Origin of the sequence: Streptomyces sp. NBC_00019 (assembly GCF_045041015.1) — a bacterium.
GTDB lineage: Bacteria > Actinomycetota > Actinomycetes > Streptomycetales > Streptomycetaceae > Streptomyces.
Genome location: NZ_CP108302.1, coordinates 1,373,546 through 1,395,287, shown reverse-complemented (window position 1 = coordinate 1,395,287; position 21,742 = coordinate 1,373,546). Strand labels below are relative to the sequence as shown.

The following is a 21,742-nucleotide window of genomic DNA, read 5'->3' as shown; positions in this document are numbered from 1 at the left end:
CCTGACGGGGAAACGGAATCCGGCGTAGCGTGGAAGCGGTGTCGCCCCGTCGAGGGAGGCGTGCGATGGCCCTCGCATCCGCTGTGACGACCGTGGGCCAGATGCGCCACGGCGACCATCTGCTCCTCGGCTACGACACGGACGAGGAGCGCGAGACCGTCCTCGCCGCGTTCCTGCTCGACGGCCTGGCCAGCGGCCACCGCGGGCTGCTCCTGCCGCCGGCCGACATGCCCGCGGGCGTCGCCCTGTCCTTCCTGGAGGCGCACGGCTGCCGGGTCGACGAGGAGGTCGCGGCCGGCCGGCTGTGCGTCGACGCCCATCTCGCCGCCCCCGAGGGGTTGTGGGACCTGGACGAGATGATCCGCCGCGAGACGCGCCGCGCGGTCGGCGACGGCTTCCTGGGGCTGCGGGTGTGCACGGAGATCCTGCGCGCGCAGGCGGGGAGGGGACTCAAGACACTCCACGACAGCGAACTCCTGCTCGACCCCGTGTTCGCCGCCTTACCGGTGCTCGGCATCTGCCAGTACGACAGCCGGGTCTTCGACGAGACCGAACTGGCCCCGCTCGCCGGGCTCCACCACGGACTGGTGGGCGCCGACCACGTGTGGCGCGACGACCTGCTGTCCATCACCCGCACCTTCGCACCCCCCGGACTCGCCCTCGCGGGGGAGGTGGACGACTCCAACGTCACCGCCGTCGCCCGCGCCCTGCACGCCGAACGGGCCCGCCCCGCGAGTGGCGCCCGCATCCGACTCGACCTGCACGAACTGCACTTCATCGACGTCGGCGCACTGCGTCTGCTGGTCTTCTGCGCTCTCGCCCTCTCCGCGGAGGACGGCACCCTCGTCCTGTCGGGAGTCGCCCCGCACATCCAGCGGGTGATGCGGGTGACCGGCTGGGACCGCGTTCCCGGCCTGCGCTTCGAACCGGACGGAGACACACCATGACCCGCACCCGCTTCGTCCACCAGGCCCTCCCCTACGGCTCGGACGCCGAGTTCCTCGCCGTCACGGCCGACTTCGTCACCGAGGGCCTCGGCGCCGGCGACGCCGTCCTCGCGGTGGTGAGCCCGCACAACATCACCCTGCTCGCCGAGGCGCTCGGCGACCGTTCCCGCGAGGTCGAGTTCGTCGACGCCCACGACTGGTACGACTACCCGTCCCGCACCCTGGGCCGCTACCACGCCTACTGCGACCGGCACGGCACCGAGCGACGTGTGCGCGTCATCGGCGAACCCGTCTGGGCGGGCCGCAGCGCCTTCGAGACCCGGGAGTGGATGCGCTACGAGTCCCTCCTGAACGTCGCCTTCGCCGGTACGGGCCACTGGATCCTCTGCCCGTACGACACCCACGCACTGCCCGCCGACATCGTCCGCACCGCGGCCCGCACCCACCCCGAACTCACCGACGGAACCGCCGACTTCACCGACCCCACGGACTTCTGTGCGGAGTGCGACGCGCCGAGGCCTGCCCGTCTGCCCGCGGGCCCGGACGACCTCCCCTTCGCCCGCGGTGGCTCGGCCGCCGTGCGCCAGGGGCTCGCCGCGTACGCCCGCCGCTTCGGTCTGCCGGAGCAGCGGACGTACGACCTGGTGGCGGCGGTGCACGAGAGCGTCGTCAACGCCCTGCGCTACGGCGGCGGACGGGGCGTCGTACGGCTGGGCAGCGACCCCGAGTACGTCATCTGCGAGATCCGGGACGAGGGAACGCACACCTCGGCGCCCCGACCGCCCTTCCCCGGCCATCTGCCGCCCGAGCCGCGCGCCCCGGGCGGCCACGGGATGTGGCTCGTGCGGCAGTTGACGGACCTGGTCACCGAGGACCTGGACCCGACGGGCTCCGCCGTGCAGCTGTACTTCCGTCGGCCGGCAGCGTGAACTCGTAGACCAGCGCCTCCTGTCGGGCGTCCAGTACGAGGTCGGTGATCTCGAGGGGACGGGCGTACTGGTCGTGCACCCGGCGGGTGACCCGGACCGAGGGGGTGTCCGCGAGCGGGGTGATGGAGTCGCGGTGGTGCAGGGTCAGGCCCGCCTTGCGCATCCAGTCGTAGGCCCGCCGCAGCTGCGCCGACGCGTTGCCGTCGGCGCGTCCGCGATACCGGCCCAGCTCCTCGACCTCGGCGAGTGCCACGGCGGAGAAGGAGGTCACGGCCGTACGCCGGCCCGACTCGTAGCGGTGCATCAGGGTCGGCCGGTGCGGGGCGAGCCCCAGCGCCTCGGCGTGTTCCGGCGGGGGAGTCTCCCAGGTGACGGTCGCCCGGTCGGCCGCACCCGGCCCAGCGGTGTCGGCGCCGACCGGAAAGGCGAGCGTGGACGGAGCCTCGACCGGCGTCGCCGGCAGGGCCGCATGGCTGCCCCGCCGGTCGGTGGCGACCAGACCGTCGCGGCGCAGCACCTGGAGCGCCTGCCGGACGGTCTCCCTGCTGACCCCGAAGTGCTCGGCCAGCTTCCGCTCACCCGGCAGCCGTTCACCGGGTGGGACGGTGCCGTCGCGCAGCTCGCCGAGCAACTCCGTGGCGATCCTCCAGTACAGGGGTTGATCCTCGTGCGGGGTGGTGGTGCGGGCCATGCCGCGCCTCCTGTCGGTGACGTGCCGTAGCCGTGCGGGCTCATTGCGCCACCAGATCTAGCATTGGTCTAAACCACAAGGGAAGGGCGGCCTGTGGGATCGACCGAAACCGGCCCACCCGTCACAGGGCCTCGTAGAGGGCGTCGATCAGCGCCATCTTCCGCGGGTCGTCGGCGATATGAGGCCCCATCCGGTTCATGACGTAACCGAGCGACACCTCCGCCTCGGGGTCGGCCAGCCCACAGGAACCGCCGAACCCGTCGTGCCCGAAGGCCCGGGGATTGGGCCCGTACGACGCGTTCGCCCCGCTGAGCCACAACCCCAGCCCGATCTCGGTCTCGCTCTCGAAACCGGCGCCCAGCACCAGGTCCCGGCAGCTGCCCTGCCCCTCGCGCACCCGCTCGGCCGCCTCGGGCGACAGGATGCGACGGCCGTCCCACGTCCCACGTCCCGCGAAGACGCCGTACAGCTGGGACACGGCACGGGCGGTCCCGTGGCCGTTGACGGCGGGGATCTCGGCGGCCCGCCACTCGGGTGTGTTCGCCTCGGTCGCACCGGCCGGCGGGTTGGCCAGCGCCGCCAGCGCGAGGGGCGCCAACTGGCTGAAGATCGCGGCCTGTTCACTGCTCGACGCGGCCGGCGGATGGACCAGCTCGGCCGCGCGCCCGTACTCCTTCTCCGGCAGCCCCACGGTGAAGTCGATGCCGAGCGGCCCGGTCACCTCCCGCTCCAGGAAGGCTCCTGGAAGCAGCCCCGACACCCGCCGCACCACCTCGCCGACCAGGAAGCCGTACGTCAGCGCGTGGTACCCGGACCGCGAGCCCGGTTCCCACCAGGGCTCCGTCTCCGCGAGCCGCCGCGTCGTCAACTCCCAGTCGTAGAGCTGCTCCAGCGAGTGCGGCTCCCGCGGTCCGGACAGCCCCGCCCGATGCGACAGCAGATGTCGTACGAGCACCTTCTCCTTGCCCGCCGCGGCGAACTCGGGCCAGTACACGGCCACCGGCGCGTCGAAGTCCAGCAGCCCCCGGTCGGCGAGGATGTGCGCGCACAGGGCCACGGGCCCCTTCGAGGTCGACCACACATTGACCAGCGTGTCCCGCTCCCACGCCCGCGTGCGCGCGGCGTCCGCCCACCCGCCCCACAGATCCACCACGGTCCGCCCGCCGACCGTGACGGCAACCGCCGCCCCCAGCTCGCCCCGCTCCCGGAAGTTCTCCTCGAACGCGACACGCACCGCCGCGAAACGCTCGTCGCAGTGGCCCTGAACGCGGGCTTCGTGCTCGGACATGGCTGGCCTCCGTCGTCCGCCGAAAGCCCGGACCGCGACACTGCGGTCCGGGCCCGATGAACGTACCGACTGGTCGGACTGGAGGGAAGACCCGGTTCCTCAGACGTACGAGCGCAGCCAGCGCAGCTTGACGGCCTGCTGGTAGGGGCCGCCGCCCTCGTGGTCGTTGAAGTCGTAGACCTCGATCTCCTTGTCCTCGTGCGCCCAGGCGTTGAACGCGGCGAAGACCGTCGAAGGCGGGCAGGTCTGGTCCTCCAGGGCCGTGGAGAAGAGGGCCGGGGCGCGGCCGCGGGTGGCGAAGTGGACGCCGTCGAAGTAGGACAGGGTGCGCAGGGCGTCCTCGGTGCGGCCGCGGTGGGTCTTGAGGAACAGGCCGATCTCGCGGTACGGGTGACGGTCCGTCAACTTCGCCGCTCGGGGGTAGTCGCACAGGAACGGCACGTCCGGCGCGACGGCTACCAGGTCCGGGACCAGACCGCCCACGGCGATCGTGATGCCGCCGCCCTGGCTCGTGCCGAGCACGACCGTGCGGGAGGCGTCGGTCGAGGGATGCGAACGGGCCGCCTCGACGGCGCGCACCCCGTCCGTGAACACCCGGCGGTAGTAGTAGTTCTCGGGTGCGTCGATGCCACGCGTCATGAAACCGGGGTAGGCGGGCGCCCCGCCCACCGGATCCGCCGTGCCGCCGCCCCCGCCCCACGCGCTGCCCTGGCCGCGGGTGTCCATCACGAAGTGCGCCCGGCCCGTGGACGCCCACAGCAGATGCTCGTGCGGCAGCCCGCGCCCGCCTCCGTACCCGATGAACTCCACGACCAGCGGCACCGGTTCGGCGGCCCCGGCGGGCAGCGTCAGCCAGCCCTTCACCGGGTGCCCGCCGAACCCCGCGAACGTCACGTCGTACACCTCGACCGTCGTCAGACCGGTGTCGACGAGTTCGAAACGGGCGTCCAGATCGTGCCCACGGGCCTCCTGGAGGGTCTTGGACCAGAACGTGTCGAAGTCCTCGGGCTCGACGGACGCGCTGCGGTACTCGTGGAGCTCGTCGAGGGGGAGGTCGAACAGGGCCATGTAGGACCGCCTTTGAAGAGGGCCGGTGATGATCACACCGTACGTGTGACGTCCGACGACTCGCCAGGCCTTTGGCCAGGTACCTGTCTACGATGACGCCATGACGTCAGCCGTGGATCTGCTGGTCAAGGACGCCGGACTGCTGGTCGTGGACGGGGACCGGGAGATCCCCGGCGGCTGGGTCGCCGTCGCCAATGGTCGGGTCACCGCCGTGGGCACCCCGGGAAGCGAACCCGAGGCCGCGACGAGCGTCTCCGCGGCGGGACGGCTCGTCACCCCGGGCCTGGTCAACACGCACCATCACATCTACCAGAACCTCACCCGCTCCTACGCGCCCGCCGTGAACGGCACGCTCTTCGACTGGCTGACCACGCTCTACCCGCTGTGGGCCGCCCTCGACGAGGAGGCCGCGTACGTCTCCGCGTACGTGGGCATGGCCGAGCTGCTCATGGGCGGCTGCACGACCTCCTCGGACCATCTCTACGTCCACCCGCGGCCACGCCTGGTCGACGCCGAGATCAGCGCCGCCCGAGACATCGGCTTCCGCTTCCACGCGACGCGGGGCTCGATGACCCGGTCCGTCGAGGACGGGGGACTGCCGCCGAGGAGCGTCACACAGACCACGGACGAGGTGCTCGCCGACAGCGAGCGTCTGATCAAGGCCCACCACGACCCGGCGCCGGGCGCCCTGATCCGCGTCGCGCTCGCTCCCTGCTCGCCGTTCTCGGTCACCAAGGACGTCATGACGGCCACGGCCGAGCTCGCCGAGCGCCACGACGTACGCCTCCACACCCACCTGGCCGAGGACCACGACGAGGACACGTACTGCCTGGAGACCTACGGTTGCCGGCCCGTGGAGTACTTCGAGGACTGCGGCTGGATGAGCGACCGGACCTGGGTCGCCCACTGCATCTACCCGAACGACGACGAGATGCGGCGCCTCGCGGCCGCGGGCGTCGGCGTGGCGCACTGCCCCAGCTCCAACATGCTGATCGGCGGCGGCACGGCCCGGGTCCGGGAGATGCGCGAACTCGGCCTGCCCGTCGGCATCGGCTGCGACGGCTCGGCCTCCACGGACCACGCCTCCCTCTGGATGGAGACCCGGAACGCCCTGCTGCTCGGCCGCTACCGCGGCGGCCCCGGTGCGATGACCGCGCGGGACGCCCTCGACATGGCCACCCGCGGCTCGGCTCGCTGCCTCGGCCGCGACGAGGAGATCGGCCATCTGCGCCCCGGCGCCTGCGCCGACCTCGTCGTCTGGGACCTCCACGAGGTCGCCCTCGCGGGCGCGCTCAGCGACCCGGTGGAGGCCTGGCTGCGCTGCGGGCCGGCCCGGGCATGGACGACGGTGGTCGGCGGGCGGGTCCTCGTCGACCGCGGGGAACCGGTGCTGCCGGGACTGGCGGGGGCGTTGCGGGACCACGGGCGGATCGCCCGGCGGATGCAGGGGGTGGGCTGACGCAGGACCGCGGCCGCTCACGTGGGCGGGCTTACGCCCACCGCCACCGCGACCACTCCGGCTCGGTGCGCGCCCACTCCTCCTCCCACTCCGCCAGCCGGTGCCGCGTGGCCACATGCCGTACGGCGGCACGGCCCAGGAGGATCAGAGCGGCCGCGCCGCCCGTGGCGCAGGCGCCCATGGTGAGGGTGTACTGCCAGACGGAGAAGCCGTCCGGGGGCGGCTTGACGTTGCGGCCCCGGGAGTCGAACCACACCTCGACCACCTCACCGTCGCGCGTACCGCCCGGGACCCGCGCCGTGGTGGTCCGCTCGCGCCCGCCCGGCTCCGTCCAGCGGACCGTCGTGAGGTACGTGTGCTGTCGGGCTCCCTGCATCGTCGGCGGCGAGCCGGGATCCACGCCGACCACCTCGGCCCGCACGCTGTGCCGCTCCGCACGCTGGGACGCCGCGGTCGCCTGCGCCTCGGAACGGGCCCATCCGGCCGCGGCCACCCCGGCGAGCGGCGCTCCCACGAGCAGCAGCACGGCGACGGCCAGCGCTGTCCACGCCTCGACGACGTCCGACCGGCGCCGCAGCGGATTCCGCCGCCACCGCCAGCCGCGCACCCGGGTTCGCATGTCGACCTCCGCACCGCGTACGCCTGCGAGTGGCCACACAGAACCAGTACCCGCTCACAGCCTCGCTGCACAGGAGTGCCCGGCAGTGTTGCCGTGAAACGGAGGGATGGCGGGGAGGGTCAGCCGAACCGTTCGATCCGGATCCGCTCCACCGGCTGTCCCGCCGCGACCAGCAACCGCGACGCGTGCTCCGCGAAGGCATTGGAGCCGCACACATAGGCCTCCCACCCACCGGGAGGCTGCTCGGCCAGGAGCGGCTCCACATGTGCGGCCGCCATACGTCCCACCGGTACCCCTTGCGGCGCCCTGCGAGTGAAGACGGGCGTCGTCTCGGCGTCGAACTCGCCCGCGTAGATGAGCTCCTCGGGACTGCGCGCCGACACCAGGAGCCGCAGCGGTACGGACAGGCCCTGTGCCCGGTGGTGCCGCACCATCGACATCAGCGGGACGACCCCGGAGCCGGCGCCGATCAGCAGCGCGGGCCGGTCGCCGGGCCAGGCGAAGAAGCCGCTGAGGGGGCCGCGCACCTCGACCTCGTCACCGGGCTTGGCGACGGCGTGGAACCAGCCCGACACCTCGCCGCCCTCGACATGGTCCAGGGTCAGTTCGATGTGCCCCGCATCGTCGGGCGCGGACGCGATCGAGTAGTGGCGCTGTGCCACATAGCCGTCCTCGGCGGTCAGCCGCAGCATCAGATGCTGACCGGGCAGATGCCCCGCCCAGGCGGGCACCGCGAACCGGAAGGTGGCGGCGTGCGGAGTCTCCCGGCGGATCTCGGTGAGCGTGGCGGTCTGCCACAGCGCGGCGGCCCGGTTGCTCACGGCGATGCGCCCGGGTACGGCGAACCGCGTCGGGGGAGTGAAGGAAGGCGTTTCCATGGCCTGCTCAGTCACCGGAGTACCTCTGCTCCTCCCACGGGTTGCCCCGCGCGTGATAGCCGTTCTGCTCCCAGAACCCCGGCTCGTCCTGGTCGAGGAGCCGCAGGCCCGCGATCCACTTGGCGCTCTTCCAGAAGTACAGGTGGGGTACGAGCAGCCGCGCCGGCCCTCCGTGCTCGGGGGACAGCGGCTTCCCGTCGAACTCCCAAGCGATCCACGCCTTGCCGCCGGTCACGTCGGCCAGCGGCAGGTTGGTGGTGTAGCCCGTGTGGGAGTAGGCGACGACATGGGTGGCGGACCCATGGGGGCGCACCGCGTCCAGGAACGCGTCCAGGGACACGCCCCCGAACCGCACCCCGAACTTCGACCAGCTCGTCACACAGTGGATGTCACCCTCGTACACCGAACCCGGCAGCGCGTGCGCCTCGTCCCAGTCCCAGGTGTGCGGTTCCTCGACCAGCCCGTCGACGCGGAAGGTCCACTCGGCCGGCGACAGCTCCGGTGTGACCTCCGCGGACAGCACGGGCCAGTCGTCGCCCGCGTCGTACTGGCCGGGAGGCAGCCCGGCGTTGAGGACGCGGGGGCGTCCGGTGAAGCCTCGGGTGACGTTCATGGTTCAACCGTACGCTGTGGTCGGCGGTGCTCCGTCCCTGGTCAGGACGGCGATCATTGCGGCCGTATGAACACTCCGCCGCCCTGGGAATAGCTGTTCGCCGATCTTCCTTCCGACTGGTGCCCGGCGCGAGCGAAGGAGAGTGGGAGCCATGCCCAAGGCGTACGTGTTCACGCGGTACGGCGGTCCGGAGACCGAGGCACTCGTCGAGGTCGAGCGGCCCGTGTCCGGACCCGGACAGCTGCTGGTCGCCGTGCGTGTCGCCGGCGTGAATCCGGTCGACTGGAAGCTGCGGACCGGATATCGCCGGCCCACCGGCACCGGCGAGCGCGTGTTCCCCGCGGTCCTCGGCAGCGAGGTCTCCGGTGTCGTCGAGGCGGTCGGCGACGGCGTCGACGGGTTCGCCGCCGGGGACGAGGTCTTCGGCAACACCCTGACCGGCGGCTACGCCGAGTACACCCTGGTGCCCGTCGCGCTGGCCGCGCGCAAGCCCGCCGGGCCGGCCTTCGCCGACGCCGCGACCCTGCCCGTGGCCGCCGCGACGGCGTACGACGGGGTGCGTCAGCTGGATCTGCCCACGGGGGCGACCCTGCTGGTCACCGGCGCGGGCGGCGGGGTCGGTGCCGCGGCCGTGCAGATCGCCCGGGCGCTCGGAATCCGCGTGGTGGGCGTCGCGAGCACGGGCAAGAAGGACTTCGTCGAGTCGCTGGGCGCCGTCCACGTCCCGTCGGGACCGGGCTGGTCCGACCGGGCGCGGGCGGCGGCACCGGACCGCGTCGACGGGGTCTACGACCTCGTCGGCGGCGAGGTGCTGACCGAGGCGGCGAAGCCGCTGACCGACCGGACGAAGCTGATCACCGCAGGGGCGTCGGAGCAGGACGTGGAGCGGCTGGGCGGCGCCCGGGTGACCCGGGCCCGTGGCTCCGCCGTACTGGACGCCGTGGCGCGGCTGGTGGTGAAGGGCGATCTGGACCCACATGTCGTGCGGCGGTTCCCGCTCGCCGAGGCCGGCGAGACGTTGCGCACCGTCGAGGACGGTCATGCGCGCGGCAAGGTCGTGATCGAGGTCGCCGGATGAGCCACGGCACGACGCCGGCGGGCACGCCCCGCCCCGGCACACCCCACATCCTCGACGACCCCGCGCTCGCCTCCCTGACCGGGCCGCACGCGCACTTCGCCGAGCGCCGCGGACGCGTCGTGCGCTATCCGCTGGACGTCTCGCCCTGGCTGGCCCTGCCCGACGAGCCGGACGCCGATGACTGGGCCGACCTCGCGGCGCTCGCGGGTCCCGGCGCCGAGGTCCCGCTGCCCGGCTACCGGGGCGAGGTGCCGGACGGCTGGGAGATCACGGCCCGCATCGACGGCGTACAGCTCGTCGACGACGGGGTGGCCGCCGCACCGGAACCGGAAGCCGTGCGCCTCGGCCCCGCCGACGTGCCCGAGATCCTCGACCTGGTCGAGCGCACTCGCCCGGGGCCGTTCCTGCCGCGCACCATAGAGATGGGTACCTACCTGGGCATACGCCGGGACGGTGCCCTCGTGGCCATGGCGGGGGAGCGGCTCCACCCGCCCGGGTGGACCGAGATCAGCGCGGTCTGCACCGACCCCGCCTTCCGCGGCGAGGGCCTGGCGACCCGGCTGATCCACGCCGTCGCGTACGGCATCAGGGAGCGCGGCGAGACGCCGTTCCTGCACACGGGCGCGGGGAACACCGGTGCGATCCGGCTGTACGAGTCCCTGGGCTTCCGGCTGCGTCGTCAGACCGCGTTCGCCGCGGCACGGGCCCCGGAGCGGCTGGTGGCCGTGTCCTAGGAGTTCAGTCCTCCTGCGGGCCCGGCCCGGCGTTGTACCGCACGAGGTAGTCGGCGAACCGCGCGAGATCCTCCTCCGGCCAGTTCGCGAGCCGCTCCTGGAAGGCGGCCCGGCGGCTCACGGTGACCTGGGCGAGGATCCGCCGGCCGGTCTCCGTCAGATGCAGCACCTGGACACGGTGGTCCTCCGGGTCCAGGCGCCGCTCGACGAGCGCGGCGCGTTCCAGCGCGGTCACCTGGCGGCTGACGGTGGACTTGTCGAGGGCGTAGTGCGCGGCGAGGTCGGTGGCCCGGCAGCCGTCGCGCTCCTCCAGGTGCCCGAGCAGCGTGTACGAGACCAGCGACAGCTCGGGGTGCATACGGCCTGCCGAGGCCCGGGCCCGCCGGGCGAAGATCGTCATCTCGCGCTGGATGCTCTCGACGGCCTCGGTTGCGTCCATGGGACCTCCTCCACGGTTCTGGTTGCATAGTACAACTTGAGGGTGTTGTGTATGCCGACCAAGGGAGATCGTGAACGGGTAGGGTTGCTGCTTCCATGACTTCCACTTCTGCCTCCTCGCGCGACTCCGTCGTGGCGGCACTGCGCGCCGCGGGCTGTGTCTTCGCCGAGGACGAGGCCCAGTTGCTCCTCACCGCCGCCCGCACCCCGGACGAACTCACGGCGATGGTGGACCGCCGCGCCTGCGGCGCCCCCCTCGAACTCGTCGTCGGCTGGGCCGAGTTCCGCGGGCTGCGCATCGCCGTGGAACCCGGGGTCTTCGTGCCCCGCCGCCGCACCGAGTTCCTGGTCGAACAGGCCCTCGCCCACGCCCCGGACGCCTCCGTCGTCGTGGACCTGTGCTGCGGCTCGGGCGTCGTGGGAGCGGCCCTCGCCGACGCGCTCGGCGGCGCCGAACTGCACGCCACCGACATCGACCCGGCCGCGGTGCGCTGCGCGGGCCGCAACATTGCCCCCTTCGGCGGCCACGTCCACGCGGGCGACCTCTACGAGGCGCTGCCCGAGCGACTGCGCGGCCGCGTCGACATCCTCGCGGCGAACGTGCCGTACGTCCCCTCCGACGAGGTCGCGTTCCTGCCTGCTGAGGCACGCGAACACGAGCCGCTGGTCGCCCTGGACGGGGGCAGCGACGGTCTGGACGTGCTGCGCAGAGTCGCCGCCGAGGCCTCCAAGTGGCTTGCGCCCGGCGGCTGTCTGCTCGTGGAGACGAGCGAACGACAGGCGCCCACGGCCGTCGACGCCTTCGCCCGCGGTGGACTGACATCGCGGGTGGTCGTCTCCGAGGAGTGGTACGCCAACGTCGTGATCGGCGTCAGGTCGTAGCGCCGCCGCCGGAGGGGCTCGGTTCGGGCCTTTCGCGGTGGCCGTGGCCCGGGAGCCCGTCGCGCCAGTTCTCGGGGCCCTTGCGCTCCCAGGTGCCGGCGACGGCATGGGAGGCCGTCCGGGTGCCGCCGTCGGACCGGGTGCCGGCCACGTAGACCGTTTCGTCCTGCTTCAGGTCGTCGGCCCCGGAACCCTTGGCGCCCTCACGCAGGACGGTCGTGTCCGCGTTCACGGTCCACGTCCACCGGGCCCCGTCCTCGCTCTTGACGGTCACCTGGTCGCCGTCGACCTTCTCGACGGTGCCGCGCTGCCATACCCGGACGACCCACTCGCCGGTGTCCCGGTCCTTGACGGTGGTCTCGCCGTGCACGGCCTCGCCGCCGGCGCCGAACCTCCAGCCGGGGCCGTGCCGTTCGCCCGGTGCGTGCGGGGAGGAGGAGGGCGAGCCGGAGGCGGCGGGCGTCGCCCCGCCGTCCGAGCCCGACGAGGTGGCGGCGTAGGCGACCACGGTGCCGCCGAGGGTGAGGGCCGCGACCGCGGCCGCCGCGGTCACCGCCCGTGCGCGCACGGACCGACGTCGCCAGCGGTCCCGTAGCGGAGTGTCCTCGCCCGGCCCGACGAGTACCTCGGGCGGTGTCGCTTCCTGATCCGGACCGTGCGTCATGGCTCGCTCCCACCCGGCATCCCGATGTCACGCCTTGCTGAGATTGTGAGGGGCGGCCGATAAGAAGCGGGTAACGAGTTCCTGTGAATCGGGAAGGTCAACTCGGCGTCTGGGCGCGGGCGATGAGCAGCGCCACGTCGTCGGAGTTGTCCGGCTGGTGCAGCGTGCGCAGCAGGAGGTCGCACACCTCCTCCAGCGGGCGGTCGGGGCCGTCGAGGAGGTCCAGGAGCGCGTCCAGGCGTTCGTCGAGGGGGTGTTGGCGGGTCTCGACGAGACCGTCCGTGTAGAACACCAGCCGGTCACCGGGTTCCAGGTCGACGGTCGTGGTGGAGAAGGCGACCCCGCCCACGCCCAGCGGCGCCCCGGTGGGCAGGTCGAGGAGTTCCGGCTTGCGTCCCGCGCGGAGGCGGACGGGCGGCAGATGCCCGGCGTTGGCGATCCGGCACTGGCGCAGATGCGGGTCGTGGATGGCGTAGACGCAGGTGGCGATGGAGTCCTTGAGGTCCTGGGTGATCCGGTCGAGGTGCTCCAGGAGCCGGGCCGGTTCCAGGTCCAGGGAGGCCAGGGTGTTCGTCGCGGTGCGCAGCCGGCCCATGGTCGCGGCGGCGTTGATGCCGCTGCCCATCACGTCGCCCACGACCAGCGCTGTCTTGCAGCCGTCGAGGGGGATCACGTCGAACCAGTCGCCCCCGACCTCGGCGGTCGCTCCCGCGGGCTGGTAGCGGGAGGCGACCTCCAGGCCGCCCGTCACCGACGGATGGCTGGGCAGCAGACTGCGCTGCAGGGTCAGGGCGGTGTCGCGGGCGTTCTGGTACCAGCGGGCGTTGTCGATCTGCACGGCCGCGCGGGCCGCCAGCTCCCGGGCCAGCAGCAGGTCGTCCTCGCTGAACGGCAGCGGGTTGCGGGTGCGTTTGAGGTCGAGGGCGCCGAGCACCTCGCCGCGCGCGATCAGCGGCACGGCCAGATACGAGTGGACGCCCGCGCGGGCCAGCTGTTCCGCCGCCTCGGGGGAGCGGGCGATGCGGGGCAGGTCGGCCTCCTGGACCTCGGCCACCATGACCGGCCGGCCCGTGCGCACGCACTCGGTGACGAGACGGTCGGCGCCGTACCGGGCGACCTGTCCGGGCGGGTCGGCGGCACTGAGGGCCTCCGAGGGGTGGTCCGCCTGGACGGCGAGGGCACGGATCACGGCATCCTCGGTGGGGCCGAGGATGCTGCGTCTGCCCTCCCCCACCGCGTCCAGCAGATCCACGGCGGCGATGTCGGCGAGCTCCGGCACGGCGACGTCGGCCAGCTCACGGGCCGTGCGGTCCAGCTCCAGGGTGGTGCCGATCCGGGCGGAGGCGTCCGCGATGACGGCGAGGCGCCGCCGGGCCGCCTCCGCCGCTTCGGCCGCCCGATGCTGCTCGGTGATGTCCACGACCGAGGAGGCGACGCCCAGCACGGTGCCGACCGCGTCCTCCAGCCGGTAGAGCGAGATCGACCAGGCATGGTCCTCGTCCGGGTCGGCCGGGGTGCGGCCCAGGGTGTGCTGGTCGACGAGCGGGCGACCGGTCTCCAGGACCCCGCGTGCCGCGGCCTCGATGCCGTCGACGTCGATCTGCGGCAGGACCTCGCCCATGGTCCGGCCGATGTGCTCCTCGGCCGGGACGCCGTTGAGCCGTTCGAGTGCCGGGTTGACCGAGACGTACCGCAGATCGGTGTCCAGGACGGCGAGCCCGATGGGGGACTGGGAGATCATCCGCGTCGACAGCGCCACGTCCCGTTCCAGACCGCGCACGGTGTTCTGGTCGGCCGCGAGCCCCAGCGCGTACACGTCCCCGCGGTCGTCGAGGAGCCGCATGTTGCGGAACTCCACCAGCCGCGTGCTGCCGTCCTTGCGCCGGATCGGGAAGGCACCGGCCCAGCCCTCACCTGTGACCATGACGTCGGCGAACAGCTTGACGACCAGGTCGAGGTACTGCTCATGGACCATGATCCGGGCGGCGAACTGCCCCAGCGCCTCGCGTGCCGAGTAGCCGAACAGCTCCTCGGCCTGCGGACTCCACAGCACGATCTTCCCCTCGGCGTCCAGGACCACCGAGGCCACACCGAGCACGTCGAGCAGCCCGCTGGGCCCTACCGCCCCGCGCACCGGCCCGTCGCCCTCGGCGACCGGAGACCCGGTTGCACTCATCGCACGCACCGCCTTCGACCGTCCACACGGCACGTCGTCCCCCGTGCCGACTCCCCTGTTGTACCGCGCTCAACCGTCGCCGGAGCGCCTCTGGCGCCCTCTTCCACCATCCCTCAACACACCGCAGAGCGTCCGGCGACGTTAGCAGTACGGCGCCTCCCCCCTTTGGTCTGTACATGACCACGAAGCCCCGCCAGACTGTCCGCCGAGCACGCCCACCCCCACAGAGGAGTCGCCCGCCATGGCCCTGTGCGCCCGGCAACGTTGTCACGCCGTCCTCACCGGACTCGTCGCCCTCGCCGCCGTCCTCTCCGCCACCCCGCCCGCGTCGGCCGCCGACACCTGGACCGAGGTCGGCTCGGACCGCGCCGACCCCCTCACCGAGAGCCAGGGCCTGACCTCGGTCGAGGTCCCGGCCGGCAGCGCCAACCGCTACACCGGGATCGGAACCATCCCCGCCTCCGTGTCCAGCCGCGGCTGGAACCACGTCGGCGACCCGGACGCCTCGTACGACGGCTACTACATCGAGCCGTACCAGGCCGACTCGGGCACCGCGAAGATGTTCCGGGTGCAGGCGCCGGGCGGTGCCTGGTCGGAGTACGTCCACACGCTCGGCAGCGGGGAGGCGCTGAACAACTCCTGGGTCGCCATCGCCCCCGCCGGCCAGTGGATGCTCGCGGGTGAGTACGGCACCATGAGCCGGCTGCTGGTCTTCCCGACCCCCGGCGTCAACACGAGCACCTCGCCCTCCGCGAATCTCCCGCAGGCGGCCACCGTCGATCTCGACCACGCCGTACGGGACGTACAGGGCTGCGACTTCGTCACCGCGACCCGGTTGCTGTGCTCCTCCGACGACCCGGCGGGCACCCTCTTCGGGATCACCAAGCCGCTGCTCCAGATCGACCTCTCCGCCGCGCCGAACGGCACGTCGAACGTCACCGGGCATGTGACGGCCCTGCGGCAGCTCCCGTTGCGCAGCGGCTGCTCGGGGGCGTTCGAGGCGGAGGGCATCGACTACGACCGCCGGAACGGGACGCTGCGGGTGATCGTCGTGTCGCCCGGGTTCTGTGTGCTGACCGACAGCAAAACGTACCGGTTCACGAAGAGCTGAGGTCTTCACTGGTCCCGTCGGCACAGTGGTGCTTTTCTGGGGATGTGGCGCGGTTCGCGGGGAACCCGTGGCTACCGCGCCACTGCCACGAGAGGAGCCATCGTGATGGACCGATCGCATGAGGAGCCCGTCTCCGTCGAGATCAGCGGATGCAGCAAGGAGGACGCCCGGATCGTGTTCGACACGCTGGCCACGTGCTTCGAGTCCGACCGGGGTGCCGACGAGGTGCCGCAGCAGCTTCACGAGACGCGGCCCATGGTGTGGCTCGGGACGTTCGAGGTCACCGACACGCACGAGTGTCCGCCGCCCGCGAGGCTGTCGTCCTCCGTGGAGGCCGACGCACAGGGTGGCTACTGGGCGATCGAGCGGTTGCGCACCACGCTGGACTCCATGTTCACGGTGCGTGATCTGTCGTCGGCGTCCGGGGACCAGGAGCGCGAGCTGCATGTTCGTCTGGAGAGCCGCTGAGTGTGGGGTTGTCAGTTGTCTGCGGGGCAGCAGTGGGGGCTGGTCGCGCAGTTCCCCGCGCCCCTTTGGGGCGCGAGTAGGTGCCGTACGGCCTCCCGGTACACGGCGTGAACTGTCCGCAGGTCCGCCAGGCACGCCCGTTCGTCCGTGCTGTGCAAACCCTCGTACCGCACGCCGAAGCCCGCCGTGGCCGGGATGCCTTCCGCCGCCAGCAGGTTGCCGATGTTCGACGGGCCTGCCGTCTTCGCCCGGACCGTCAGCCCCGCACGGGCGGCCGCGTCCAGGAGTGCGGCGGCGGGCTGCTCGTCCTCGGCGAGACGGAAGGGTGGCCAGGAGGCCACCGGAGTGACCGTGGCCGGTGTGCCCAGCTCTGCCGTTGCCGCGCGGACCAGGGCCTCCGCCGCCCGGGCGTCGAAGGTGGGCGTAGTGCGGATGTCCACGCCCACCTCGCAGCGGTCCGGCACCACCGAGAAGCCCTCGCCGCCCCGGATCGAGGTCACCGTCAGCTTCGGCGGCAACGGGAACTCCCCGTGGGCGCCCGGTAGTTCGCTCTCCTCCAGGAGCCGTACGAGCCGCGCCGCACGGGACACCGCACCCGGCGTCGTACGCCTCGCCCCCGAGTGCCCCGACTCCGCGTGCACCGCGATCGTCGCCCGCCAGAACCCCCGCCCGCCGACCACCACCTCGGCCGGTCCGGGGTAGCCGATCATCACCCCGGCCGGGCGCACCGCCGCCGGATCGGCCAGATAGGCGCGGGCGCCGCCGAAGCCGCCGGTGTGCTCGTCGACGTCCAGCAGGACCGCGAGCCCGCCGTGAAACGTACGGCCGTGCAGCTTTGCCGCGATGTCGCAGAACATCGCCGCCGCGAGCTTGGAGTCGGCCGCTCCCCGCCCCCGCAACCAGCCGTCCACGACGTCCCCGCAGTCCGGCGGGAACGACCAGGCGCCCTCGTCGCCGTAGGGGGCGGTGTCCACGCAGGCGTCCAGCGCCCACCACGGTCCGGGCAGGCCGCCCGAGACCTCCACCAGCAGGCCGGTGAGGCCGCCCCCTTCGCCGTACAGGCGCCGATGCGGCAGCTCGCGCGTGGTCAGCCAGTCCTCCAGAACGCCCAGGACAGGGGCGTAGTCGTCGATTCCGCCGCGACTCGGGCGGCGGATCAGCTGCTGGGCGAGTTCGACGATCTCCGCGGTCATGGGGCCACTGTGCCCGAGGGTGTCCCGTGTCACGCATCCTCGATTATGCAACTAGTTGCAAAAAGCGCCCGGTGTCCTCTACAACAGAAGTCACGACACCCGCGCACGGAGGGCCCCATGAGCCGTTACCCGCACCTGCTGAGCCCGCTGGACCTGGGCTTCACCACGCTGCCCAACCGGGTCCTCATGGGCTCCATGCATGTCGGCCTGGAGGAGGCCGAGCGCGGCTTCGAGCGGATGGCGGCGTTCTACGCGGCACGCGCGCGTGGGGGAGTGGGCCTGATCGTCACCGGCGGTATCGCGCCCAACGAGGCGGGACGGCCGTACGACGGCGGCGCGAAGCTCACCACCGAGGCGGAGGCCGAGCAGCACCGGGAGATCACCGAGGCCGTGCACAGCGAGGGCGGCCGCATCGCGATGCAGATCCTGCACTTCGGCCGGTACGCCTACCACGAGGGCCTCGTCGCGCCGAGCCCGATCCAGGCGCCGATCAGCTGGTTCCCGCCCCGTGAGCTCACCGACGCCGAGGTCGAGCAGACCATCGACGACTACGCCCGCGCCGCCACTCTGGCCAGGCAGGCCGGTTACGACGGCGTCGAGATCATGGGCTCCGAGGGTTACCTCATCAACGAGTTCATCGCCACGCAGACCAACCACCGCACCGACCGCTGGGGCGGGTCGTACGAGAACCGCATGCGGTTCCCCGTCGAGATCGTGCGGCGGGTGCGCGAGGCCGTCGGCGAGGACTTCATCATCATCTATCGCCTGTCCATGCTGGATCTCGTCCCCGGTGGCTCCACCCACGACGAGGTCGTCACGCTCGCCAAGGCCGTCGAGGCGGCCGGCGCGACCATCATCAACACCGGCATCGGCTGGCACGAGGCCCGTATCCCCACCATCGCCACGTCGGTGCCGCGCGGCGCCTACACCTGGGTGACCAAGAAGCTCATGGGCGAGGTCGGCATCCCCCTCGTCACCACCAACCGCATCAACACCCCCGAAGTCGCCGAGGAGTTGCTCGCCGACGGGTACGCGGACATGGTGTCCATGGCCCGCCCGATGCTCGCCGACCCCGACTTCGTCACCAAGGCCGCGGCGGGCAGGCCCGAGGCCATCAACACCTGCATCGGCTGCAACCAGGCCTGCCTCGACCACACCTTCAGCGGTCAGATCACCTCCTGCCTGGTCAACCCGCGCGCCTGCCACGAGACCGAGCTGGTGCTGTCGCCGACCCGGCTGCGCAAGCGGGTCGCGGTCGTGGGTGCGGGCCCCGCGGGACTGGCCTGCGCCGTCTCGGCGGCCGAGCGCGGTCATGACGTGACGCTCTTCGACGCCGCGAGCGAGATCGGCGGCCAGCTCAACGTCGCCCGCCAGGTCCCCGGCAAGCAGGAGTTCGACGAGACCATCCGCTACTTCCGCCACCAGCTCGACCGGCACGACGTCGAGGTACGGCTGAACACCTGGGTCGCCGCCGAGGACCTCTCCGCCTTCGACGAGGTCGTCGTCGCCACCGGCGTCACCCCGCGCACCCCCGACATCCCCGGTGTCGACCACCCGAGCGTCGTCGGCTACCTCGACGTCCTGCGCGACCGCGTTCCCGTCGGCCGGCGGGTCGCCGTCCTCGGCGCGGGCGGCATCGGCTTCGACGTCGCCGAGTTCCTCACCGACGGCGGCGACAAGGCGCACGAGGACCCGGCGACGTACTTCCGTCTCTGGGGCGTCGACATGGACCACACCGGCCCCGGCGGACTCGCCGCCCCCGAGCGCCCCGCCCCGCCGCGCGCCGTGCATCTGCTCCAGCGCAAGACCACCAAGGTCGGCGCGGGGCTCGGCAAGACCACCGGCTGGATCCACCGCACCGAACTCAAGCACCGCGGCGTCACCATGGTCCCGGGCGTGCGCTACGACCGGATCGACGACGCCGGACTCCATGTCACCGTCGGCGAGGAGAGCACGGTCCTGGAGGTCGACACCATCGTCCTGTGCACCGGACAGGAGCCGCGCCGCGAGTTGTACGAGGCACTGGTCGCCGCCGGTGTGAGCGCCCACCTCATCGGCGGTGCCGACGTGGCCGCCGAACTGGACGCCAAGCGGGCCATCAAGCAGGGCACCGAGGTCGCGGCCGCCCTCTAGGGGGCCGTCCCTAGGATGACTCCATGTCACTCCCGCACGCGATCCTCACCGCCCTGCTGGAACGGCCGTCCTCGGGGCTGGAGCTGACCCGCCGTTTCGACAAGTCGATCGGCTACTTCTGGTCGGCGACGCATCAGCAGATCTATCGCGAGCTGGGAAAACTCGAGGCGGAGGGCCACATCCGGGCCCTTGCGTCGGAGCAGCCGGCCCGTGGGCAGAAGAAGCGGTACGAGGTGCTGCCGGCGGGCCGGGACGAACTGGCCCGCTGGACCGCCGCGTCCCAGGACCCCAAGCAGTACCGCGACAGCCTGTTTCTGCGGCTGCGGGCGGCAGCCGTGGTCGGCACCGAGGGCATCGAGGCCGATCTGCGCCGCCATCTGGAGGTGCACGGCAAGCTGCTGGCCGAGTACGAGGAGATCGAGAAGCGGGACTTCCCGCCCGGGAAGGACAGCCCGCAGGACCGGTTGCAGCGCCTGATCCTGCGGGCGGGGATCGATCTGGAGACCTTCTGGACGCGGTGGCTCACCCACGCGCTGGAGGAGTTCGCCGAGCTGCCCGATCAGAGCCGGTAGGGCTTGGCTCGACGGCGCAGGAACCAGGCCGCCGCGATACCGCCGATCCCGACGAGGGCGGCGCCGGCACCCAGGGTGAGCGGACCGTAGTCCTTGGCGGCACCGCCGAGGCCGCCCATGACGCCGCGCGACGGGGAGGCCGTGGCGGAGATCGTGGGGGTGGTCGTCGTCGAGACGATGACCGACTGGGTGCCCGCCGTGCTGTTGTTCGAGCACATGACGATGACGGTGTAGGTACCGGGGCTCACGTTCGACCAGGCGGCGGACTGCAGGGAAGTCGTCCCCGACAGCGTCACCTGACGGCCCTGGGCGAAGTTCGCCTGGCTGCTGTTCAGGAGCGAGGCGGTGCCCCAGCTGCCGTTCACCTGGGTGCAGGCACTGGTCGTGACGGACACCGTGGATCCGGTGGTGCTGACGGAAATCCCCGAAGCCGCGACCGCCGGTACAGCGGCCAGCGCGACGGCGGCGGCAGCGGTCAGGCCGGAGCGGAGGAGAAGCTGAGTAGTACGCATGGACTGCCCTCCGGCGGCACGGTTGGCGGTACATCCGTAGCGCCGCCGAGGTCGGGAATCACCCGTGCGCCTCAGGGGCAGCCAATGTGCCCGCGGCCCGGCGCGCACCCGGACCGCCTCCGGGCAGGTGACGGATTCCTTCGTACGGCCCAGACATGAGGTGCCGTCACGGCTCCCCGGCGCCGGTCTTCACCGTCCGCTCCGCCGAGAATCCGCCCCAGGTCCCGTCGGGCAGCCTGGCCCGGATCCGCACCCGATGGGTGACCCCGGCCTCCCGGCCCACATAGAAGTCGTACGTCGCCCGGCCGCTCGGCGGGTTCCCGCCGAACACCAGCGAGGTGGCCGGACGGCCGTCCAGATGGACCTGGTACTCCGTGACCACCCCGTCCGCGAGAGGCGGGACCCAGGAGAGGTCGAGGTAGTACGCCCCGTCGTCGGCGAGACGCGTCGTCGCGCGGAAGTCGGTGGGTGCCGTGCCGCGGCCCTCGTCGGTGCCCGGCGCGGTGGTGAGGCGGACGGTGTCGCTCGCCGGGGAGACGTTGTCGGCCGCGTCCCGGGCGCGCACGGTGAAGACGTAGCGGGTGCCCGGCCGCAGCCCCGTCAGCACCGTCGCCGTCTGGTTTCCGCCCACACTGTGGATCTTCGTGGCGCCCTGCTGGATGTCGTACGACAGCACACCCCGGTCGTCCGAGGACGCGGACCAGGACAGCTGTACGGCCCGGCTGCCGATCACCCGGCCCCGCGGCCTCCCGGGTGCCGTCGGCGCCGAACCGTCCGCCGTCACGGCCGCCGGGGTGGTGGCGCGGACCTCCCGGCTGCTCGGGCCCACCTGCCCGTCGGTGTCCCGAGCCCGCACGGTGAAGACGTATGTGGTGGACGGCCTGAGCCTGGTGACGTCCACCATGTGCTCGGCACCCGGTACCTCCTTCACCTTCGTGGTGCCGCGATACACCTCGTAGGCCTTGACGTCCCCGTCGGCCGCGTTCCACATGACGTGCACGCTGGTCGCGCTGCCGGCCGCGGCGGTGATGCCCACGGGTGCCGCGGGGAGCCGGCGGGTCTCGCCGTCACCGCTCCAGGCGCAGGAGGCGAGGAGCGTGAGCGCTCCGCAGAGCGTTCCGCGGAGGGCGAGGGCACGGCGCATGGGACGGCCTCCCCGGGACGGTATTGGTCCGGACCAATATGGCGCCGTCGGTGGGAGAACATCAAGAGGGCCGTCGTGGGTGACCGGACGGAACGGTTACGTATGCTGAAGCTCCTCACGGTCGAACTCCCCTTGAGGGATCGGG

The 21,742-nt window shown here is 72.3% G+C and carries 22 protein-coding genes; 10 read left to right on the top strand and 12 right to left on the bottom strand.

What is annotated here, in order from left to right:
- Positions 1-65: 65 nt before the first annotated feature.
- Both OHU89_RS06860 and OHU89_RS06855 read left to right on the top strand, forming a co-directional pair.
- Complete coding sequence (locus OHU89_RS06860; RefSeq protein ID WP_405640877.1) at positions 66-947, top strand: MEDS domain-containing protein; 882 nt, start codon at positions 66-68, stop codon at positions 945-947.
- Complete coding sequence (locus OHU89_RS06855; RefSeq protein ID WP_405640875.1) at positions 944-1,876, top strand: anti-sigma factor RsbA family regulatory protein; 933 nt, start codon at positions 944-946, stop codon at positions 1,874-1,876. Before OHU89_RS06860 ends, OHU89_RS06855 begins: the two co-directional genes overlap by 4 nt.
- On the opposite strand, the gene OHU89_RS06850 is transcribed toward OHU89_RS06855, so the two are convergent.
- From OHU89_RS06850 to OHU89_RS06840, 3 genes are all read right to left on the bottom strand, one after another.
- Positions 1,812-2,567, bottom strand: coding sequence for a GntR family transcriptional regulator (locus OHU89_RS06850; RefSeq protein WP_405640873.1), 756 nt, complete (start codon positions 2,565-2,567; stop codon positions 1,812-1,814). The two genes, OHU89_RS06855 and OHU89_RS06850, sit on opposite strands and share 65 nt — an antisense overlap.
- Before the next feature lie 121 nt (positions 2,568-2,688).
- Positions 2,689-3,855, bottom strand: coding sequence for a serine hydrolase domain-containing protein (locus OHU89_RS06845; RefSeq protein ID WP_405640871.1), 1,167 nt, complete (start codon positions 3,853-3,855; stop codon positions 2,689-2,691).
- Between the two features lie 99 nt (positions 3,856-3,954).
- Positions 3,955-4,923 carry an acetylxylan esterase gene (locus tag OHU89_RS06840; protein WP_405640870.1) on the bottom strand — a complete coding sequence of 323 codons (969 nt, stop codon included), beginning with the start codon at positions 4,921-4,923 and terminating at the stop codon, positions 3,955-3,957.
- A gap of 100 nt (positions 4,924-5,023) precedes the next feature.
- On the opposite strand from OHU89_RS06840, the gene OHU89_RS06835 reads away from it, so the two are divergent.
- Complete coding sequence (locus OHU89_RS06835) at positions 5,024-6,382, top strand: 8-oxoguanine deaminase (RefSeq protein ID WP_405640869.1); 1,359 nt, start codon at positions 5,024-5,026, stop codon at positions 6,380-6,382.
- A gap of 31 nt (positions 6,383-6,413) precedes the next feature.
- Here OHU89_RS06835 and OHU89_RS06830 read toward each other — a convergent pair whose 3' ends face one another.
- From OHU89_RS06830 to OHU89_RS06820, 3 genes are all read right to left on the bottom strand, one after another.
- Positions 6,414-7,001, bottom strand: coding sequence for a hypothetical protein (locus OHU89_RS06830; protein ID WP_405640867.1), 588 nt, complete (start codon positions 6,999-7,001; stop codon positions 6,414-6,416).
- 119 nt (positions 7,002-7,120) lie between these two features.
- Positions 7,121-7,879, bottom strand: coding sequence for a ferredoxin reductase (locus tag OHU89_RS06825; protein ID WP_405640865.1), 759 nt, complete (start codon positions 7,877-7,879; stop codon positions 7,121-7,123).
- A 7-nt stretch (positions 7,880-7,886) separates the two neighbouring features.
- Positions 7,887-8,492 carry a sulfite oxidase-like oxidoreductase gene (locus OHU89_RS06820; protein WP_405640863.1) on the bottom strand — a complete coding sequence of 202 codons (606 nt, stop codon included), beginning with the start codon at positions 8,490-8,492 and terminating at the stop codon, positions 7,887-7,889.
- Positions 8,493-8,643: 151 nt separating this feature from the next.
- Here OHU89_RS06820 and OHU89_RS06815 point away from each other — a divergent pair, with 151 nt between their 5' ends.
- Together OHU89_RS06815 and OHU89_RS06810 are read left to right on the top strand one after the other, a co-directional pair.
- Positions 8,644-9,570: an NADP-dependent oxidoreductase gene (locus tag OHU89_RS06815; RefSeq protein WP_405640861.1), complete on the top strand. Its 927-nt coding sequence runs from the start codon at positions 8,644-8,646 to the stop codon at positions 9,568-9,570.
- On the top strand, positions 9,567-10,304 hold the full coding sequence (locus OHU89_RS06810) for a GNAT family N-acetyltransferase (protein WP_405640859.1): 738 nt from the start codon (positions 9,567-9,569) through the stop codon (positions 10,302-10,304). The genes OHU89_RS06815 and OHU89_RS06810 overlap by 4 nt, the downstream gene beginning before the upstream one ends.
- Positions 10,305-10,308: 4 nt before the next feature.
- On the opposite strand, the gene OHU89_RS06805 is transcribed toward OHU89_RS06810, so the two are convergent.
- Positions 10,309-10,743, bottom strand: a complete 435-nt coding sequence (locus OHU89_RS06805) for a MarR family winged helix-turn-helix transcriptional regulator (protein ID WP_405640857.1) — start codon at positions 10,741-10,743, stop codon at positions 10,309-10,311.
- Positions 10,744-10,838: 95 nt separating this feature from the next.
- Here OHU89_RS06805 and OHU89_RS06800 point away from each other — a divergent pair, with 95 nt between their 5' ends.
- On the top strand, positions 10,839-11,624 hold the full coding sequence (locus tag OHU89_RS06800; protein ID WP_405640855.1) for a putative protein N(5)-glutamine methyltransferase: 786 nt from the start codon (positions 10,839-10,841) through the stop codon (positions 11,622-11,624).
- Here the strand turns inward: OHU89_RS06800 and OHU89_RS06795 are convergent.
- Entirely contained in the window at positions 11,614-12,288 is a 675-nt protein-coding gene (locus tag OHU89_RS06795) for a hypothetical protein (RefSeq protein ID WP_405640853.1), read from the bottom strand. The two genes, OHU89_RS06800 and OHU89_RS06795, sit on opposite strands and share 11 nt — an antisense overlap.
- Positions 12,289-12,385: 97 nt before the next feature.
- Complete coding sequence (locus OHU89_RS06790; RefSeq protein ID WP_405640851.1) at positions 12,386-14,464, bottom strand: SpoIIE family protein phosphatase; 2,079 nt, start codon at positions 14,462-14,464, stop codon at positions 12,386-12,388.
- Positions 14,465-14,705: 241 nt separating this feature from the next.
- On the opposite strand from OHU89_RS06790, the gene OHU89_RS06785 reads away from it, so the two are divergent.
- A complete protein-coding gene (locus tag OHU89_RS06785; RefSeq protein WP_405640849.1) occupies positions 14,706-15,575 on the top strand; it encodes a hypothetical protein in 870 nt (289 codons plus the stop codon).
- A 105-nt stretch (positions 15,576-15,680) separates the two neighbouring features.
- The gene (locus tag OHU89_RS06780; protein ID WP_266896576.1) at positions 15,681-16,043 is read left to right on the top strand and encodes a hypothetical protein; all 363 of its coding nucleotides are present in this window, start codon (positions 15,681-15,683) and stop codon (positions 16,041-16,043) included.
- Positions 16,044-16,054: 11 nt separating this feature from the next.
- Here OHU89_RS06780 and OHU89_RS06775 read toward each other — a convergent pair whose 3' ends face one another.
- On the bottom strand, positions 16,055-17,236 hold the full coding sequence (locus tag OHU89_RS06775) for a M20 family metallopeptidase (protein WP_405640847.1): 1,182 nt from the start codon (positions 17,234-17,236) through the stop codon (positions 16,055-16,057).
- Positions 17,237-17,353: 117 nt separating this feature from the next.
- Between OHU89_RS06775 and OHU89_RS06770 the strand changes: the two genes are divergently transcribed.
- Both OHU89_RS06770 and OHU89_RS06765 read left to right on the top strand, forming a co-directional pair.
- Positions 17,354-19,369 (top strand): FAD-dependent oxidoreductase, encoded by a 2,016-nt coding sequence (locus OHU89_RS06770; RefSeq protein ID WP_405640846.1) that lies wholly within the window; start codon positions 17,354-17,356, stop codon positions 19,367-19,369.
- A 23-nt stretch (positions 19,370-19,392) separates the two neighbouring features.
- The gene (locus tag OHU89_RS06765; RefSeq protein ID WP_405640844.1) at positions 19,393-19,941 is read left to right on the top strand and encodes a PadR family transcriptional regulator; all 549 of its coding nucleotides are present in this window, start codon (positions 19,393-19,395) and stop codon (positions 19,939-19,941) included.
- Here the strand turns inward: OHU89_RS06765 and OHU89_RS06760 are convergent.
- Both OHU89_RS06760 and OHU89_RS06755 read right to left on the bottom strand, forming a co-directional pair.
- Positions 19,929-20,453, bottom strand: coding sequence for a hypothetical protein (locus OHU89_RS06760; RefSeq protein WP_266896584.1), 525 nt, complete (start codon positions 20,451-20,453; stop codon positions 19,929-19,931). The two genes, OHU89_RS06765 and OHU89_RS06760, sit on opposite strands and share 13 nt — an antisense overlap.
- Positions 20,454-20,619: 166 nt before the next feature.
- Positions 20,620-21,597, bottom strand: coding sequence for a fibronectin type III domain-containing protein (locus OHU89_RS06755; RefSeq protein ID WP_405640842.1), 978 nt, complete (start codon positions 21,595-21,597; stop codon positions 20,620-20,622).
- Positions 21,598-21,742: the final 145 nt, after the last annotated feature.